We start from the raw sequence: 17,417 nt of genomic DNA on the forward strand, positions 1-17,417 counted from the left end.
GGGGGGCGCCGGGGGCGCGGGGGACGCCGGGGACACCGGGTTCCCGGGGCGGGGGGTGCCAGGCCACGGTGTGCCGAGGCCTCGGGCGCTGAGGCGGTGGGACGGTGCCGGCGGTGCCGGCGGGGCCGGCGGGGCGGCGGGCAGCCGGGCCCTCGGTGGCGGCAGGGCCCCGGGCCGTGGGGCGGTGTCGGCGGCGCCGGTTAGCCTTCCCGGGTGGCCGAGCGCATCACGGAGCCCGCGCAGCTGAGGGAGCTGCTCGGCATCCCCTTCACCCCGGAGCAGCTGGCGTGCGCGACCGCGCCGCCCGCCCCGCAGGTGATCGTCGCAGGCGCGGGCTCGGGCAAGACGACCGTCATGGCCGCGCGCGTGGTGTGGCTCGTCGGCACCGGGCAGGTCGCGCCCGAGCAGGTGCTCGGCCTCACCTTCACCAACAAGGCCGCGGGCGAGCTCGCCGAGCGGGTGCGGGCCGCGCTGGGGCGCGCGGGCGTGCTCGACCCGGACGTGATCGACCCGGACGCGCCCGCGGGCGAGCCCCGCATCTCCACGTACCACGCCTTCGCCGGGCAGCTCCTGGCCGACCACGGCCTGCGCATCGGGCTCGAACCCACCGCGCGGCTGCTCGCCGACGCGACCCGCTTCCAGCTCGCCGCGCGGGTCCTGCGCGAGGCGCCCGGCCCCTACCCGGCGCTCACCAAGACGCTGCCCGCCCTCGTCAGCGACCTGCTCGCGCTCGACGCCGAGCTGTCCGAGCACCTGGTGGCGCCCGCCGACCTCGCCGCGTACGACGCCCGGCTGCTCGCCGGCCTCGCCGCGGTCCGCCTCACCAACGCCGACCTGCGCAAGGTCCCGGAGGCCGCCGCCGCGCGGCGCGAGCTGACCGACCTCGTCGGCCGCTACCGCGAGGCGAAGCGCGCCCGCGAACTGCTCGACTTCGGCGACCAGATCGCGCGCTCCGCCGAGCTGGCCCTCACCCGCCCCGAGGTCGGGCGCATGCTGCGCGAGGAGTTCAGGGTCGTCCTGCTCGACGAGTACCAGGACACCTCGGTCGCCCAGCGCCGCCTGCTCGCGGGCCTCTTCGGCGGCGGCACCGGGCACGCCGTGACCGCTGTCGGCGACCCCTGCCAGGCCATCTACGGCTGGCGCGGCGCGTCCGTCGCCAACCTGGACGACTTCCCCGCGCACTTCCCGTACGCGGACGGGACGCCCGCCGCACGCTTCTCCCTCAGTGAGAACCGCCGCAGCGGCGGCCGCCTCCTCGACCTCGCCAACCGGCTCGCCGCGCCGCTGCGCGCCCTGCACGAGGGCGTCGAGGCGCTGCGCCCCGCGCCGGGCGCCGAGCGCGACGGGAGCGTGCGGTGCGCGCTGCTCGACACGCACGCCGACGAGCTGGCCTGGCTCGCCGACTCGGTCGCCCACCTGGTGCGCACCGGCAAGGCGCCCGGCGAGATCGCCGTCTTGTGCCGCACCGCGGGCGACTTCGCCGCGATCCAGGGCGCGCTGGTCGCGCGGGACGTGCCGGTCGAGGTCGTCGGCCTCTCCGGTCTGATCCACCTGCCGGAGATCGCCGACCTGATCGCGGTGTGCGAGGTGCTCCAGGACCCGGGCGCCAACGCCTCCCTCGTCCGCCTCCTCACCGGCCCGCGCTGGCGGATCGGGCCGCGGGACCTGGCGCTGCTCGGGCGGCGCGCACGGCTCCTCGTCCGTACGGCGAGCCCCGAAGGCGCCGACGCCGACACGCGGCTCGCCGCCGCGGTCGAGGGCACCGACCCGGCGGAGGTCATCTCGCTCGCCGACGCGCTCGACACCTTCCTCGACGGCGCGGGCGGCGACGACGGCCTGCCGTTCTCGCCCGCCGCGCGGGTGCGCTTCGCGCGTCTCGCGCGGGAGCTGCGCGACCTGCGCCGCTCGCTCGCCGACCCGCTGATGGACGTCCTGCACCGGGTGCTCGCCACCACGGGCCTCGAAGTCGAGCTCTCCGCCTCCCCGCACGCCCTCGCGGCCCGCCGCCGCGAGACGCTCGGCAACTTCCTCGACCTCGCCGCGTCGTTCGCCGCGCTCGACGGCGAGGCCGGCCTGCTCGCCTTCCTCGGCTTCCTGCGCACGGCCGCGCAGTACGAGAAGGGCCTGGACAACGCGCTGCCCGGCGGCGAGAACACGGTCAAGGTGCTCACCGCGCACAAGGCGAAGGGCCTCGAATGGGACGTCGTCGCGGTGCCCGGCCTGGTGAAGGGCCAGTTCCCGAGCGCGAAGGCGCGCGAGGCGTGGACCTCCCAGGGCAGGGTCGTCCCGGGACCCCTGCGCGGCGACGCGGCCACGCTCCCCGGCGTCGCGGAGTGGACCGCGCGCGGCATGAGGGACTTCAAGGAGGAACTGCGCGAGCACCAGGAGACGGAGGAGCTGCGCCTCGGCTATGTCACCTTCACGAGGCCCCGCACCCTCCTCCTCGGCTCCGGCCACTGGTGGGGCCCCGACCAGAAGCGCCGCAGGGGCCCGTCCTCGTTCCTCACCGCGCTGTACGACCACTGCGCGGCCGGGTACGGCGAGATCGAGGCGTGGGCGGACGAGCCACCGGAGGACGCGGGGAACCCGTCCCTCAGCGCGGACGCGGCGACACCCACCCCCTGGCCCCTCCCCCTCGACGAGGACTCCCTGCGCCGCCGCCGCGAGGCCGCGCACACGGTCCGCGCCCACCTGGACGCCCTGGCCGCCGCGCCGCCGCCCGCCCCCACGGCGGAGCCCGCCCCGTACGACCTCTGGCCGCAGGAGCCGCCGGACGACCTGGACGACGAGGAGCCGCCCGAGCCCGACGAGCCGCGCGAGCCGGAGGAGCCGTTCGCACCGGAGGAGCCGCCCGAGCCGGAGGAGCGGTTCGAGCCCGACGAGCTGTTCGACCCCGGCGAGCCGTCCGCCGCGCGGTCTGCTGACCGCCCCGCCGACGCGATCGGCGCGGATCGGCCCTCCGACGCGATCGGCGCGGACCGGCCCGCACGTGACGGCTCCGGTGTGGTCGACGCGGCACCCGGCGCCGACGCGGCCCCAGGCGCCGACGCGGCCCCAGGCGGGAACGCCGACGCGCACGCGCCGGTGCCCGCGCCGCGGGTCGGGGCCGGTCTCAGCCCTGAGGAGGCGCGGGTCCTCGCCTCGTGGGACCGGGACCTCGACGCGCTCGCCGGGGAGCTGACCCGGGCGCGCGCCGCGGTGCGCGAGGTGGCCGTGCCCGCCTCGCTCTCCGCGTCCGAGCTGCTGCGCCTCGCCGCCGACCCGGAGGCGTACGCGCGGGAGCTGGCCCGCCCGATGCCGCGCCCGCCGCGGCCCGCGGCCCGCAGGGGCACCCGCTTCCACGCCTGGGTCGAATCGCGTTTCGGGGCGCTGCCGCTGCCCCTGCTGGGACCCGACGAGCTGCCGGGCAGCGACGACGACGATCCCGGCATCGCCGACGAGCGGGACCTCGCCGATCTGAAGGAGGCGTTCGAGCGCTCCCCGTACGCCCGGCGCACGCCCTACCGCGTGGAGGCACCCTTCCAGCTGACCCTCGCGGGCCGCCTGGTGCGCGGCCGGATCGACGCCGTGTACCGGGAGCCCGCGCCGGACGGCGCGCCCTACCCGTACACGTACGAGATCGTCGACTGGAAGACCGGCAGGGACCGTGACGCGGCCGACCCGCTCCAGCTCGCCGTGTACCGCCTGGCCTGGGCCGAGGAGCACGGGCTGCCGCTCGACGCGGTCGGCGCCGCGTTCGTGCGGGTGCGCACGGGGGAGACCGTACGGCCCGCGGACCTGCCGGACCGCGCCGCCCTCGAACGCATCCTGACCGGCGAGGACGCCGGGTCCGGCCCCACCGGCGGCGGCCGGTGGGCGCGGGGCGAACCGCCCGGGGGACACCGCGGCCGGGCCCGTTAGGCTCGACAGTATGAGCGAGAACCCGGACAGCGCCGTCCACCCCCGCCACGCGGCCCCCCGCGCCGCGGCGCCGGGCCCGGAGCACGGCCGCTGACCGAGTTCTGCGCACCCGCGCCGCCCGCCACGAACCAGAAGCCGCCCGCACCCCCAGGGGGAGTTGGAAGTACCCGTGCCCACCAGCAGCACCAGCGGTGACGACACCGCACACCGGCCCATCGGACTCACCGCCGACAGCGGCATCGACCGCGCCGCGCACCACCGGCTCGACGAGGCGTGGCTCGCCGCCGCCTGGAGCCACCCCACCACCCGCGTCTTCGTCGTCTCCGGCGGGCAGGCGCTCGTCGACGACACCCCGGACGGCCGCACCGAGCTGGTGATGACCCCGGCATTCGAGGCGCCGCTCACCGAGACCCACCGCTACTTCCTCGGCACCGACAAGGACGGCGTGCGCTACTTCGCCCTCCAGAAGGACTCGCTGCCCGGCCGCCTCGACCAGCCCGCACGCGCCGCCGGGCTGCGGGAGGCCGGCATGCTGCTCTCGCCGCGCGACGCGGGCCTGATGGTGCACGCCGTCGCCCTGGAGAACTGGCAGCGGCTGCACCGCTTCTGCTCGCGCTGCGGCGAGCGCACCGTGATCGCCGCGGCCGGCCACATCCGCCGCTGCCCCGCCTGCGGCGCCGAGCACTACCCGCGTACGGACCCGGCCGTGATCATGCTGGTCACCGACGAGGAGGACCGCGCGCTGCTCGGCCGCCAGGTGCACTGGCCGAAGGGCCGCTTCTCCACCCTCGCGGGGTTCGTGGAACCCGGCGAGTCCATCGAGAAGGCCGTGGCCCGCGAGGTGTGGGAGGAGGCGGGCATCACCGTCGGCGAGGTCGAGTACGTGGCCAGCCAGCCGTGGCCCTTCCCGTCCAGCCTGATGCTCGGCTTCATGGCGCGCGCCACGGACTCCCGGATCACCGTGGACGGCGAGGAGATCGAGGAGGCCCGCTGGTTCTCCCGCGAGGACCTGCGCACGGCCATCGAGAGCGGGGAGATCCTGCCGCCGATGGGCATCTCGATCGCGGCCAGGCTGATCGAGCTCTGGTACGGCAAGCCGATGCCGAAGCCCCTCCCACGCCCGGAGGACTGAGCGCACGCGCACACGCGGAAAGCCCCCGGAGCACCGAGGGCGGGACGCTGTTGGTCAATGCGGGGGCCTGATCACTTCGCCCCGCCGAGCATGGGCTCGGCGGGGCGAAGTGTTGCGAAGGTGCGGGTGCGGGTGCGGGCTCGGGGTGTGTCGGTCAGGTGGGTGTCGATGCGGGCGAGGTTGGTCGCGGCACCCGTGAGCTGGTGCTGGAGGCTGGTCTTCGCGAGGCCGCGGAAGCGGGATCTGCGCAGGCCCCAACGGCGGACGCCCTGGGAGATGGCGCCCTCGACTCCGGCGCGGATCGTGCAGCGCTCCTTCCAGGTACCGGTGTCCTGGTCGGCGCGGGCCTGGCGGAGGGCTTCGTGTTCCTCGCGGGGCCGCAAAGTCAGCCGCCGGCCGACGCTGGAGGTGGCGCACTGCCCGCGGACCGGACAGGGCGGGCAGTCGCTCTTGTTGAAGCGCACCCGGATCACGGGAGTGCCCTCGGGCGAGCGGTCGGGATTCCACCGGGTGGTTTTCCTGCCTCCGGGGCATCTGACCTGCTCGTTTACCCAGTCGATGGTGAAATCGTCGCCGGTGAGTCCGTCGCCCGCAGCGGTCTGGGGGCTGATGGCCAGGGGGCCGGGCCGGTCAGCGTGATGCCGTTCCAGCCCGAGCGCGTACTTGAAGTCGATCCTCGCCCGCACCGCCTCCGCAGCCTGCCGGTCGGTAAGCCCCTCCACGGACTGCAACACCAGCACGAGTGCCAGCCTGCCCGGTGACCAGGCAGGCTTCCCCCGCGCCGGGAACAGGTCCGCGAACTCCTCGTCGCGGAACCACGGCCCCAGCTCGTCCCGGACCCGGATCGCCGGGCTCCCTCTCGGGAACGCGGCCCGCGCCACCCGCACCGTGTCCGCCGGAATCGTCGCCGGCTCCCTCGGCTGCACCGACATCGGCACCCACCCCACACAACAACGTCGGCCCACATGACAACGTCGGCCTTCAAGACCACAACCGGGTCTTGAAGGCCGACGTCACGCAAGCCCCCGAATTGACCAACGGGGTCTCCGAGGAGGATCCGGGGGCCTTCGCCGCGCGGGACGTCGGGTCAGGCGCCGAGCGCCTGCTTGACCTGGGCCAGGCTCGGGTTCGTCATGACGACCTCGGCCCCGCCGCCCGCGGGGACGATCTGCACGGTCGGGACCGTCTGGTTGCCCCCGTTGGCCTTCTCCACGAACGCGGCGGACGCCGGGTCCTGCTCGATGTTGATCTCGCTGTACGCGATCCCCTCGCGGTCCAGCTGGCTCTTGAGCCGACGGCAATAGCCGCACCACGTGGTGCTGTACATCGTCACACTGCCCGACATGTCCCTCGCGCTCCTTCGTGTCCTTCCCGGCCGGCAGGGGCTCCGGCGCGGCGCATCGGGAGAACGTACGGCGGCCGTTCACCATTCCCGCACGCCTGCCGACCGCCGCCGCCCCGGCGGAGCCCACGGGACCAGGTACGGCCCGGAAGGACCCGACAGGACCCAGTAGGACCATCACACACCGCCTGTGGACAGTCGTGCGCTCACGCCCCGGGGGACCTGGCAGCATGGCGGGGTGACAGCAGCACCGCACTCCTCACCCCTCCCGCCGCCCGACGCGGACGCCGTGCTCGACGGGCTCGACCCCGAGCAGCGCGCCGTCGCGACGGCGTTTCAGGGACCCGTGTGCGTGCTCGCAGGCGCCGGTACGGGCAAGACCCGCGCCCTCACCCACCGCATCGCCTACGGGGTGCGCGCCGGCATGCTCCAGCCCGCGAGCGTCCTCGCCGTCACGTTCACCAACCGCGCGGCCGGCGAGATGCGCGGCCGCCTGCGCCAGCTCGGCGCCGGGGGCGTGCAGGCGCGCACGTTCCACTCGGCGGCCCTGCGCCAGCTCCAGTTCTTCTGGCCGAAGGCTGTCGGCGGCGAGCTGCCCAGGCTCCTCGACCGCAAGGCGCAGCTGGTGGCCGAGGCCGCCGCGCGCTGCCGCGTGCGCCTCGACCGGGGCGAGCTGCGCGAGGTCACCGGCGAGATCGAATGGGCCAAGGTCACCCAGACCGTGCCCGGCGACTACGCCGCCGTCATCGCGAAGTCCGCCCGCGAGACCGCCCGAGACCCGGCGGAGACGGCCCAGATCTACGCGATGTACGAGCAGCTCAAGCGCGACCGCTCGGTCATCGACTTCGAGGACGTGCTGCTGCTCACCGTCGCCATCCTCCAGGACCGGCACGACATCGCCGACCAGGTCCGCGGCCAGTACCAGCACTTCGTGGTCGACGAGTACCAGGACGTCAGCCCGCTCCAGCAGCGCCTGCTCGACCTGTGGGTCGGCGACCGCGACACCCTCTGCGTGGTCGGCGACGCGAGCCAGACGATCTACTCCTTCACCGGCGCCACCCCCGACCACCTGATCAACTTCCGCGCCCGCCACCCGAACGCCACCGTCGTCAAGCTCGTCCGCGACTACCGCTCCACCCCCCAGGTCGTCCACCTCGCCAACGGCCTGCTCGCGCAGGCTCGCGGCCGGGCGGCCGACCACCGGCTCGAACTGGTCTCGCAGCGCGAGAAGGGCCCCGAGCCCGTCTACACCGAGTACGGGGACGAGCCCGCGGAGGCCGAGGGCACGGCACGCCGCATCCGCGACCTGATCGCGGCGGGCGTCCCCGCGGGCGAGATCGCCGTCCTCTTCCGGATCAACGCCCAGTCCGCGGTGTACGAGCAGGCGCTCGCCGACGCGGGCGTCCCCTACCAGCTGCGCGGCGCCGAGCGGTTCTTCGAGCGCCAGGAGGTGCGCGAGGCGGGTGCCGCGCTGCGCGGCGCGGCCCGCTTCGGGGGCAACGACGCGCTGCTCGACGGCATGGTCGACCTGCCCTCCCAGGTGCGCGCCGTGCTGTCCACGAAGGGCTGGACGGACCAGCCACCGGCCGGCTCGGGGCCGGTGCGCGACCGCTGGGAGTCGCTGACCGCCCTGGTCAGGCTCGCCGAGGACTTCGCGGCCGCCCGCCCGGACGCGACGCTCGCCGACCTCGTGGTCGAGCTGGACGAGCGGGCGGCGGCACAGCACGCGCCGACCGTGCAGGGCGTCACCCTCGCGTCCCTGCACGCGGCCAAGGGCCTCGAATGGGACGCGGTCTTCCTCGTCGGCCTCGCCGAGGGCACCCTGCCCATCACGTACGCCAAGACGGAGGCACAGATCGAGGAGGAGCGCCGCCTGCTGTACGTGGGGGTGACGCGCGCCCGGATCCACCTGTCGCTGTCCTGGGCGCTGTCCCGCGCGCCCGGCGGCCGCCCGTCCCGCAGGGCCACCCGCTTCCTGAACGGCCTGCGCCCCGGCGGCGGCCGCGCGTCCTGGAGCGCGGGTTCGGGCGCGGGCTCCTCGGTGGAGCTGGGCGCGGCCACGGCCCGCCCCGCCGGGGAGGAGCGTGCCCGGCCCCGCCGCGACCGCAGGCCCGCACGCTGCCGCGTCTGCGGCCGGACGCTCACCGAGGCCGGCGAGATGAAGCTGATGCGCTGCGAGGACTGCCCTTCCGACATGGACGAGGGCGTGTACGAGCGGCTCCACGCCTGGCGCGAGGCGCAGGCCCGCGCGCTGGGCCAGCCCGCCTACTGCGTCTTCACCGACAAGACCCTCGTCGCCATCGCCGAGAACGTCCCGTCCGACGAGCGGGAGCTCGGGGCCATCGCCGGGGTCGTGCGCCGCAAGCTGACCCGCTTCGGCGCCGACGTCCTGGCCATCTGCGCAGGTGAGGACCGCTCCGGCGGCGAAGGAACCGGCTGAGTCAAACTCGTCGGGAAAATGGTTTGCGCCCGCCGGGCGAATCCCCATAGGTTCTTAACCACGGAAACGGCACTCTTCTCCGAGGCTGTTTCCCATGCTGTACTTGACATGCTCGGAACTGACAGTCCGGGTGCGTCCCAGCTCCACGACATTGTCCGCAGAGGTAGAGACCGGCTTCGCGGCCGGACTCCCCGAGACGCCGAGAGGAGGCGATTGCAGTGACCACGACGACCATCAGCTTCAGCACCACCGGCAAACTGGCCGGTCACGCCTTCGCCTGTGTTCCCTCGCTCGGCCTCTCGGCCCCGGTTCTCGACGGCTCCGGCATGCCCGGCGTCTTTGAGATGCGTCCCCTCTCCCCGTCCGGTCTGGACGTGTCCTCCCTGCCCGTCGTCGAGCGCGGCGGCAATGAGCGACCGACCAAGGCACCGGAAGCAGGAGTAGAGGCGCGGGCGACGGCCTACGCCGACGCGGCGGCCGGTGCCGGAGCGCAGACCAAGCAGCACACGCACGACTACACGATGTGGGCCTTCCGTGGGCCACAACCCTGGAGTTATCCAGCCTGATCGGCAATCAGGCCGGCGCCTTCAGGGCCGCGGAACCCCACCCGGGATTCCGCGGCCCTTCTGTTTGTCCCGACCGGGACGGGCGGAGCGAGGGGGCCTCGGGCACGAAACCCCGGTACCAGACGCCGTCCGGCCCACCGGCCGGACCGAACAGACGAGGAAAACCGACCGTGCAACTCGAAGCGCACGCCCCGTCCGTACCGCCATCCGAAACGATCCCGCCGCCCGGTTCCACGGAGGACTCCGCCTTGACCCCGCCCACTCAGCTCACCGCCCTCGACGAGGCGATCGAGAACCTCGCCTCGCCCGTCCCCTGCCGCGCCTACGACCCGGAGGTCTTCTTCGCCGAGTCCCCGGCCGACGTGGAGTACGCCAAGTCGCTCTGCCGGACCTGCCCGCTCGTCGAGGCGTGCCTCGCGGGCGCCAAGGAGCGCCGCGAGCCCTGGGGCGTCTGGGGCGGCGAACTCTTCATCCAGGGGGTGGTCGTCCCCCGCAAGCGGCCGCGTGGCCGCCCGCGCAAGAACCCGGTCGCGGCATGAACATCCGCGGAACGATCGACCGTCCCCTCACGCACGATCCCAAGAAGCAGGCTCCGATGACCTCTTCCCCGAGCGAGCCCAACGGCTCCGCCACCGCTGTCCTCACCACCCGGGGCGCGCACGAGACGCGCCAGAACAGGACCCGTGAGATGCAACTCATCCCAGAAGCCCTGGCCCGCGCGCATATGGACGAACGCCTGCGCGAGGCCGCGGTCAGCCGTCAGGCGGCGCACGTCCTGATGGCCCGGCGCATGCAGCGCCGCGCGGAGCGCGTGTCGCGCCGCGCCCGCCGCGCCCTCGCGATGGCGGTCATGCAGTGACCGCGCCCGCCGCGCGCTAGCCCGTGCGGGCCGCCGTACGCGGGCCCGCCCGTCCGCACCCCAGCCACCGACGGCGGGGGCGGGTCCCACGACCCGCCCCCGCCGTCGCCGTATCCGCACACCCCGCGCCCGGCACGGGAACGAGCGCCGCCACCGGACCCGCGCGGGCCCGGTGGCGTAAGGTCCGCCCGCGCCCGGAAGGACCCGGGCCGCCCGAGCCCGACAGGACACCCGCCCCGGCAGGGCCCGACCGGCCGCACGCGGTGTCGGGGCGGCCGTCGTCAGGGGCTCGGCGTCGCCGTCTCCTCGGGCGCCGGGGCCGCCGTCCGGTCGGCGGCCGACGGGGCGACGGCCGGGGCGTCCTCGGGGGCCGGGCCGTCTTCGGGGGCTTCCTCGTCGTCCTCGTACTCCCACTCGACGTAGAAGCCGGGCAGCCAGTCCTCCAGCTCCTCGCGCAGCCGTACCGTCGCGCCGAGCTGGCACAGCACACCGATCGTGGACAGCGTGACGCGGTGGATGAGCAGATACGACGGCGGGAGGTTGAGCTGCCTCCCCAACTGGTGCGCGGGGGAGCGCGGATCGGCGATCCGGGCCGCCTGGTTGCGCATCCACGCCCGGGTGAAGGTGAACTCGTCCACCCCGGCCGGCTCGATGATCGGCAGCAGGTAGTCGAGCACCGCCTCGGGTTCGAGGTCGATGCTCTCCCGCACGAAGCCCTCGGCGCGGAGCATCTCGTACACGGCGCCGGACTCGCCGTCGATGGTCATCCGCAGGGCCTCGCCGATGATCTCGGGCAACCCGCCCGGCAGCCGGTCGACCGTCCCGAAGTCCAGCACCCCGAGCCGCAACTCGTCCCCGCCCTCGCCCGGCGGCAGCAGCCGGAAGTTGCCCGGGTGCGGGTCGGCGTGGAGCAGCCCCGTCCGCATCGGCCCGGAGAACAGGAAGCGCGCGAGGAGCTGACCCGCGCGGTCCCGCTGCTCCTGGGTGCCCGACGCGATGACCTCGGCGAGCGGCGTCCCGTCGATCCACTCCGTCACCAGGACCCGGTCCGCCTGGTGCACCACGTCGGGCACGACCACGTCGGGGTCGTCGGAGAACTGGTGGGCGTGCTCGCGCTGCGCCTCCGCCTCCAGCGCGTAGTCCAGCTCCTCGGAGACCCGGTCCCGCATCTCCGCGACCAGCGGCTTCATGTCCATGCCCGGGATCAGCGGCCCGAGCAGCCGCACGAACCGGCTCAGCTGCGCCAGGTCGGAGAGCAGCGCCTCGCCCGCCCCCGGGTACTGCACCTTGACCGCGACCTCGCGCCCGTCGTGCCAGACCGCCCGGTGCACCTGGCCGATCGACGCCGCCGCGGCCGGCTTGTCCTCGAACTCGGCGAACAGGTCGCGCCAGTCCTCGCCCAACTGTTCCGCCAGGACCCCGTGCACCGTCTGCGTCGGCATCGGCGGCGCGGCGTCCTGGAGCTTCGTCAGCGCGGCCCTGTAGGGCCCCGCGACCTCCTCGGGCAGCGCGGACTCGAAGACGGACAGCAGCTGCCCGAACTTCATCGCGCCGCCCTTGAGCTCGCCGAGCACCTTGAACAGCTGGTCGGCCGTGCGCTGCTGGAGCTCCTTGGAGACGATGTCGGCGGACTTGCCGCCGATCCGCCTGCCCAGGCCCCAGGTCGCCCTGCCCGCGAACCCGATCGGCAGCGCGGCCAACTTGGCAGTGCGGGTGACCGCCTTCCGGGGAAGATCAGACATTACGCCCCTCCTGGTACCGGACAGCCGTGCCGTGGTGCGGCGGCTACCCCGCCATTGTGTCGCGCCCGGCCCCCGCCGTGGCCATGCCCACCCCCTCTGTCCCTCCTCCTGTCCTTCCCACGGCGCCGCAGCCGCAGCCCGGATGGGGCGCGATCCGCTCCGCGCGCCAGTCGAGCAGCGGCAGCGCCACCTCCCAGCGGGCACCCGTGCTCGTCGGCAGCTCCCCGTCGAGGAAAGAGAGGGCGTGCGCCGCGGCCAGCCCCGCCACCACAGCGGCCAGCGGCCCGTCGCAGGCGGCCACCGGCCGGGCGCCCCGGCCCGAGCGCCACTGCGCGAGCATGGCGGGCGCGTCGGGGTCGGCGTCCGCCTCGCAACGCCGCGCGCAGCCCGCACACGCCGTGCCGCCCGGCAGCACCAGTGGCCCCACGAACCCCGTGGCCTCGATCACCCCGGCGAACAGGTGCGGTACGCCGGCCGCGAGCCATGGCTCGGTGTCGGCGGGCTCCGGGCGGTACGCGGCGAGGCCGTCCCTCGGCGCCACCACGACCAGCGAGAGCGGCACGGCCGCGGTGCCCGGCGCGGCGCGGGGCGCGGGCAGCGGGGCCGCGTCCCTGACCAGCCGGGCCGCGGCGTCGGCCCTGCGCTGCGAGACCGCGGAAGCGGGCAGCCCGCCCGGCGCCACGTCCGCGCCCCGCACCGAGCCGCCGTCCCGCACCTCGACCCGGCCGACGCCCGCCGCGGCGAGCGCCGCCGCCACCGCGTCGCCCACCCGGCCCGCGCCGAGCACCCGCACCCGCACGGCCCGGCGCGCGGCAAGCGTCGCGGCACCCGCGCCGGGTGCCGCGTGCACCAGCGAGAGTGACGCCAGGTCGGGCCGCAGCCGCTCCAGCGCGCCCGGCGCCCCGCTCAGATCGGCGAGTGCCGCACCGTCCGCCGCCGGGTCGGCCACCACCCCCGCGGCCACGAGCCGCCGCACCAGCTCCTCGGCCCGCTCCTCCCGCAGCCCCATCGCGCGGGCCTCGGCCCGCAGCACCGGCAGGCTGCGCGAGCCGTCCAGCCGTTCGAGGAAGGCGGCCGCCACCCCGTCCACCGGGGTCAGCCGCAGCGCGTGCGCCGGTGCCACCCCGAACTGCACCGTCCGCCGCCCGCGCCAGGCCCGCCGCAGCGCGGGCTTCACCATCGGTCCCATCGTCTTGCCCCCGTATCCCCGTGACCCGTGATCACGTACTCCCGTACTCCCGTACTCCCGTACTCCCGTACTCCCGTACTCCCGTACTCCCGTGCTCCCGGTAGTCCTGTCTCCGCCCGGTATTCCCGCTGCCCCGCGCGCCGGTTTCCTCCGGTCCGCGGCCGGTCTTCCCCGGCGCACCACCGGCCCGGAAACCAGAGTGCCCCGGAGCGGCGCGAGAGCGCAGAAAGTTGTCCACAGGCGTGGGGGGAAGTCGTATCGATGATTCATCTCACCGGACGGTGCCCCTGCCCGGTGGGACACCCCAGCGGGTAACGTCGTGGCCGTGCCCGCCGCCCCACGCCCCGAACGAAGCCGCGCCCCGCGCCGCACCGCGGCGTCCGCGGGCGCCGCGGCCCCCGTCCCGGCCGACGCCGTCGAGGTCCGCAGGAGCACCCGGCGCAGGCGCACCGTGTCCGCGTACCGCGAGGGCGAGCGGACCATCGTGCTCATCCCGGCCCGGATGACCAAGGCCGAGGAGCAGCGCTGGGTCACGGTGATGCTCGACAAGCTGGCCGCGCAGGAGAGCAAGCGCCGGCTCGGCGACGAGGACCTGGGCGCACGCGCGGCCGAGCTGTCCGCGCGCTACTTCGGCGGCCGGGCCCGCCCCGCCTCCGTCCGCTGGGTCACCAACCAGAACACCCGCTGGGGCTCGTGCACCCCCGCCGACGGCAGCATCAGGCTCTCGCACCGGCTGCGCGGCATGCCCGAGTACGTCGTCGACTACGTACTCCTGCACGAACTCGCGCACCTGCTGGTGCCCGGACACGGGCCGCGGTTCTGGGAGCTGCTCGACGCCTACCCGCGCACCGAGCGGGCCCGCGGCTACCTCGAAGGGGCCGTGGCCGCGGGGCGGCTGCCCGAGCCGGCCGCCGACGACGCGGAGTGAGGCGGGGAAGTCCGCGCCGCCGCGCCCGGTTTTGCCGATCCTGTACCGAACGCGTACCAGCCTGCCGCACCGCGCGACCCAGCGGTTAGCCTGACGCGACCACACATGCTGTCGGGATGGGGGACGGTCGTTACGCATGCCCAGGGAATTCCAGCGCGGCCACAAGGCCAAGGTCAGCGATCTCACGGCGGGCACGGACCTGTACGTCGGCGTGCAGATCGCCGGGCCCGGCCTCACCTTCGACATCAGCTGCTTCGGCCTCGACGCCGACGAGCGCCTCTCGGACGACCGCTACTTCGTCTTCTTCAACCAGCCCACGTCGCCCGAGGAGTCGGTGCAGCTGCTCGGCGCGCAGGCGGGTGACACCGAGTCGTTCAGGGTGACGCTCGACCGGGTCCCCGCGGCCGTCCACCGGCTCTCCTTCACGGCGACGATCGACGGCGCCGGCCAGATGTCGCAGATCGGGCCCGGCTACATCCGGATCGTCGCGGGCGGCGAGGAGGTCGTGCGCTACGCGTTCACCGGCGCCGAGTTCTCCACGGAACGCGCGGTCATGCTCGGCGACTTCTACCGCAAGGACGTCTGGCGCTTCGCAGCGGTCGGACAGGGCTTCGACGGCGGCCTCGAAGCGCTGCTGAAGCACTTCGGCGGCGAGGTCGCGGAGGAGCAGGCCCCCGAGGCGCCCGCGCCCGCCCCCGCGCCCGGCGCGGTCCCCGGCTTCGCGCCGCCGCAAGCACCGGTCCCGGCGCAGGGCGCCTCGCAGGCACCCGCACCCGCCCCGTCGTTCGGCGCGCCGCCGGGCGCACCCGCCCCGCAGGCACCATTCGCACCACAAGCCCCGGCCGCCCCGCCTGCCCCCGCACCCTCGTTCGACGCGCCCCAGCCGCCCGCCCCCGCGCCCTCGCTGCACGCCACCCCCACCGTCATCGCGCCCCTGCCGGGCGCCACCCCGCCGCCGTACGGCCAGGTGCCGCCGCCCGCACCGCCGCCCCCGGCACCCGCTCCCGCGGGGTTCGGGCAGCCGGCGGTCCCCGGCCAGGCGCCGTTCGGCGCGCCGCCGCAGCCGATGGGCAACCCGTTCGCCCAGCAGCCGTCCCAGGGCGGCGGGTTCGGCGGGCCGCCCGCCGCGGTCCAGGGCTTCGTCCCGCAGGGCGTGCCGCCCGGCGGCGCCGGGCTGACCGCGGGGCTCAGCCTCTACAAGGAGACGCCGACCGGGCAGCGGTGGACCGCGCAGAACGGCCACCTGATGCGCGTCGACCTCACCCTCGGCGACGGCGCCCCCGTGCTCGCCCGGCAGGGCAGCATGGTCATGTACCAGGGCAAGGTCGACTTCGGCTACAAGGGCGCGGGCTTCGCGGGCCGCGTCATCGGCAACGCCACCGGCCAGGAGATGCAGCTGATGCGCTGCACCGGCCGCGGCCAGGTCTTCCTCGCCGAGGACAACGCGCACCTCCACCCGGTGGAGCTCCAGGGCGACGGCATCTGCGTCTCCGCAGAGAACGTCCTCGCCTTCGACGAGTCCCTCCAGTACGAGGTCCGCAGGATCGAGGGCCACGGCATCCCGGGCGGCGCGCTGTTCACCATGCTCTTCCAGGGCACGGGCACCGTCGTCGTCAAGACCCACGGCAGCCCGGTGGTCCTGCCGGTCACACCCACGACGTTCGCCGACTGCAACGCGGTCGTCGCCTGGTCGGCCGCCGCGCAGGTCATCCTCTCCAGCCAGGTCAGGCTGCGCCGCACCGCGTACCCCGGGCACAGCGGGGAGACCGTGAACCTCCAGTTCCGCGGCGCCCCCGGGAACTTCATCGTCGTCCAGCCGTACGAGGTCTGAGGGAGCCCGACATGACGGAACAGCAGCTCGCGGGCTTCGCGCCGACCCCCATCGCGGCCCGCATGGAGAACCACGGCCACACCATGCTCAAGGTCGCCATGGCGAGCGGCCAGGACCTCTACGCGCGCACCGGCTCGATGGTCGCCTACGAGGGCTTCATCCAGTACGAGCCCAACCCGCCCTCCGTACGGCACATCGCCGAGCACTGGGTCACGGGCGAGGGCACCCCGATCATGAAGTGCAGCGGCGACGGCCTGCTCTACCTCGCCGACTACGGAGCCCATGTCGTCGTGATCAACCTCAACGGCGACGCGATCTCGGTCAACGGCTCCAACGTCCTCGCCTTCGACGCCCACCTCCAGTGGGGCGTGGAGCGCGTCAGGGGCCTCGCGAAGTTCGCAGGACAGGGCCTGTGGAACGTGCAGATCTCCGGCACCGGCTGGGTCGCCCTGACCTCGCGCGGCACCCCGGTCGTGGTCGACTGCGGGCGCGGCGAGGACGAGACGTACGTCGACCCGGACGCGCTCGTCGCCTGGTCGCCGAACCTCAAGGTCAAGGGCAAGCGCAGCTTCAAAGCGGGCGCGCTGATCGGGCGCGGCAGCGGCGAGGCGTACCAGATGGCCTTCTCGGGCCAGGGGCTCGTCGTCGTACAGCCCAGCGAGGACAGCACCGACCGCCTGCGCGTCCGCGGCTGAGGGGGAGACACCATGCAGAGTCCGCTGTTCGCCTACACGGAGGCGCAGACCCAGGAGCGGTACGCGCTCCAGAACAGCCAGTTGCTGCGCGTCGCGCTCACCGGCCAGGACGACGTGCTCGCCCGCAAGGGCGCCATGGTCGCCTACCAGGGGCTGCTGGAGTTCGACGGCGAGTACCGGAGCACCGGCAGGCGCGTCGCTCGGGCGCGCACCGGCGAGGGCCTCGACCTGATGCGCGTCTTTGGGCAGGGCACGGTCTACCTGGCCAACCTCGCGCAGTACGTCCATGTCGTGGACGTCGAGAGGGACGGCCTCACCGTCGACAGCGCCTACGTGCTGGCGCTCGACTCGACGCTGCACCACGAGGTGGTCGCGGTGGACAGCCAGTACGGCATCTCCGGCACCGGCAAGTACCAGCTGAACATCACCGGCACCGGCAAGGTCGCCCTCATGACCTCGGGGCAGCCGCTGATGCTCCAGGTCACGCCGGAGAAGTACGTCAGCGCCGACGCGGACGCGATCGTCGCGTGGTCGTCGTCGCTGCGGGTGCAGATGCAGGCCCAGACGTACTCGTCGCCGGTACTGCGGCGGCGCGGCAGCACCGGCGAGGGCTGGGAACTCAGCTTCCTCGGCCAGGGCTTCGCCCTGGTGCAGCCGAGCGAGCTGCTGCCGCCGCAGAACGCGGTGATCGGCTCCGGCATCGCCGCGCAGTTCGGCGCCGGCCAGCGTGGCGCACACGGGCAGAACCCGGGGAGCGTCTGGAGCTGACACCCGGCAGGCGCACGCGGTGCGG

At 74.6% G+C, this 17,417-nt stretch carries 13 protein-coding genes and 1 pseudogene; 10 read left to right on the forward strand and 4 right to left on the reverse strand.

The annotated features are described in order from the left end of the window. The first annotated feature begins 213 nt into the window (after positions 1 to 213). Positions 214 to 3,900: an ATP-dependent helicase gene (locus tag ABEA77_RS21160; RefSeq protein WP_345649870.1), complete on the forward strand. Its 3,687-nt coding sequence runs from the start codon at positions 214 to 216 to the stop codon at positions 3,898 to 3,900. Positions 3,901 to 4,069: 169 nt separating this feature from the next. Further along, the gene (nudC, locus tag ABEA77_RS21165) at positions 4,070 to 5,032 is read left to right on the forward strand and encodes an NAD(+) diphosphatase (RefSeq protein WP_345649873.1); all 963 of its coding nucleotides are present in this window, start codon (positions 4,070 to 4,072) and stop codon (positions 5,030 to 5,032) included. Between the two features lie 146 nt (positions 5,033 to 5,178). Here the strand turns inward: nudC and ABEA77_RS21170 are convergent. Both ABEA77_RS21170 and ABEA77_RS21175 read right to left on the reverse strand, forming a co-directional pair. After that, positions 5,179 to 5,964, reverse strand: a pseudogene (locus ABEA77_RS21170) (transposase); the annotation flags it as partial. Positions 5,965 to 6,119: 155 nt separating this feature from the next. Continuing rightward, the gene (locus ABEA77_RS21175) at positions 6,120 to 6,377 is read right to left on the reverse strand and encodes a mycoredoxin (protein ID WP_345649878.1); all 258 of its coding nucleotides are present in this window, start codon (positions 6,375 to 6,377) and stop codon (positions 6,120 to 6,122) included. A 235-nt stretch (positions 6,378 to 6,612) separates the two neighbouring features. Here ABEA77_RS21175 and ABEA77_RS21180 point away from each other — a divergent pair, with 235 nt between their 5' ends. From ABEA77_RS21180 to ABEA77_RS21195, 4 genes are all read left to right on the forward strand, one after another. Continuing rightward, complete coding sequence (locus ABEA77_RS21180) at positions 6,613 to 8,814, forward strand: ATP-dependent DNA helicase UvrD2 (protein WP_345649881.1); 2,202 nt, start codon at positions 6,613 to 6,615, stop codon at positions 8,812 to 8,814. Positions 8,815 to 9,032: 218 nt separating this feature from the next. Beyond that, the gene (locus tag ABEA77_RS21185) at positions 9,033 to 9,380 is read left to right on the forward strand and encodes a hypothetical protein (RefSeq protein WP_345649884.1); all 348 of its coding nucleotides are present in this window, start codon (positions 9,033 to 9,035) and stop codon (positions 9,378 to 9,380) included. 170 nt (positions 9,381 to 9,550) lie between these two features. Further along, complete coding sequence (locus ABEA77_RS21190) at positions 9,551 to 9,919, forward strand: WhiB family transcriptional regulator (RefSeq protein ID WP_345649887.1); 369 nt, start codon at positions 9,551 to 9,553, stop codon at positions 9,917 to 9,919. Continuing rightward, entirely contained in the window at positions 9,916 to 10,239 is a 324-nt protein-coding gene (locus tag ABEA77_RS21195) for a hypothetical protein (protein WP_345649890.1), read from the forward strand. Before ABEA77_RS21190 ends, ABEA77_RS21195 begins: the two co-directional genes overlap by 4 nt. 281 nt (positions 10,240 to 10,520) lie before the next feature. Here ABEA77_RS21195 and ABEA77_RS21200 read toward each other — a convergent pair whose 3' ends face one another. Together ABEA77_RS21200 and ABEA77_RS21205 are read right to left on the reverse strand one after the other, a co-directional pair. Beyond that, complete coding sequence (locus ABEA77_RS21200) at positions 10,521 to 11,981, reverse strand: ABC1 kinase family protein (protein WP_345649893.1); 1,461 nt, start codon at positions 11,979 to 11,981, stop codon at positions 10,521 to 10,523. A gap of 43 nt (positions 11,982 to 12,024) precedes the next feature. Then, entirely contained in the window at positions 12,025 to 13,170 is a 1,146-nt protein-coding gene (locus tag ABEA77_RS21205; protein ID WP_345649896.1) for a ThiF family adenylyltransferase, read from the reverse strand. Positions 13,171 to 13,495: 325 nt separating this feature from the next. On the opposite strand from ABEA77_RS21205, the gene ABEA77_RS21210 reads away from it, so the two are divergent. From ABEA77_RS21210 to ABEA77_RS21225, 4 genes are all read left to right on the forward strand, one after another. Beyond that, positions 13,496 to 14,098 (forward strand): M48 metallopeptidase family protein, encoded by a 603-nt coding sequence (locus ABEA77_RS21210; protein ID WP_345649899.1) that lies wholly within the window; start codon positions 13,496 to 13,498, stop codon positions 14,096 to 14,098. 136 nt (positions 14,099 to 14,234) lie between these two features. Continuing rightward, positions 14,235 to 15,929, forward strand: a complete 1,695-nt coding sequence (locus ABEA77_RS21215; protein ID WP_345649902.1) for a TerD family protein — start codon at positions 14,235 to 14,237, stop codon at positions 15,927 to 15,929. Between the two features lie 11 nt (positions 15,930 to 15,940). Beyond that, the gene (locus ABEA77_RS21220) at positions 15,941 to 16,624 is read left to right on the forward strand and encodes an AIM24 family protein (RefSeq protein WP_345649904.1); all 684 of its coding nucleotides are present in this window, start codon (positions 15,941 to 15,943) and stop codon (positions 16,622 to 16,624) included. A 12-nt stretch (positions 16,625 to 16,636) separates the two neighbouring features. Further along, entirely contained in the window at positions 16,637 to 17,392 is a 756-nt protein-coding gene (locus ABEA77_RS21225; RefSeq protein ID WP_345649907.1) for an AIM24 family protein, read from the forward strand. Positions 17,393 to 17,417: the final 25 nt, after the last annotated feature.

The sequence above is a fragment of the Streptomyces tremellae genome (assembly GCF_039540215.1).
Taxonomy (GTDB): Bacteria; Actinomycetota; Actinomycetes; order Streptomycetales; family Streptomycetaceae; genus Streptomyces; species Streptomyces tremellae.

Excerpts from the sequence above, each read along its gene's own strand:
- ABEA77_RS21175 (WP_345649878.1), bottom strand. The coding sequence starts at position 6,377 with ATGTCGGGCAGTGTGACGATGTACAGCACCACGTGGTGCGGCTATTGC.
- ABEA77_RS21195 (WP_345649890.1), top strand. The coding sequence starts at position 9,916 with ATGAACATCCGCGGAACGATCGACCGTCCCCTCACGCACGATCCCAAG.
- ABEA77_RS21200 (WP_345649893.1), bottom strand. The coding sequence starts at position 11,981 with ATGTCTGATCTTCCCCGGAAGGCGGTCACCCGCACTGCCAAGTTGGCC.
- ABEA77_RS21205 (WP_345649896.1), bottom strand. The coding sequence starts at position 13,170 with ATGGGACCGATGGTGAAGCCCGCGCTGCGGCGGGCCTGGCGCGGGCGG.
- ABEA77_RS21215 (WP_345649902.1), top strand. The coding sequence starts at position 14,235 with ATGCCCAGGGAATTCCAGCGCGGCCACAAGGCCAAGGTCAGCGATCTC.
- ABEA77_RS21220 (WP_345649904.1), top strand. The coding sequence starts at position 15,941 with ATGACGGAACAGCAGCTCGCGGGCTTCGCGCCGACCCCCATCGCGGCC.
- ABEA77_RS21225 (WP_345649907.1), top strand. The coding sequence starts at position 16,637 with ATGCAGAGTCCGCTGTTCGCCTACACGGAGGCGCAGACCCAGGAGCGG.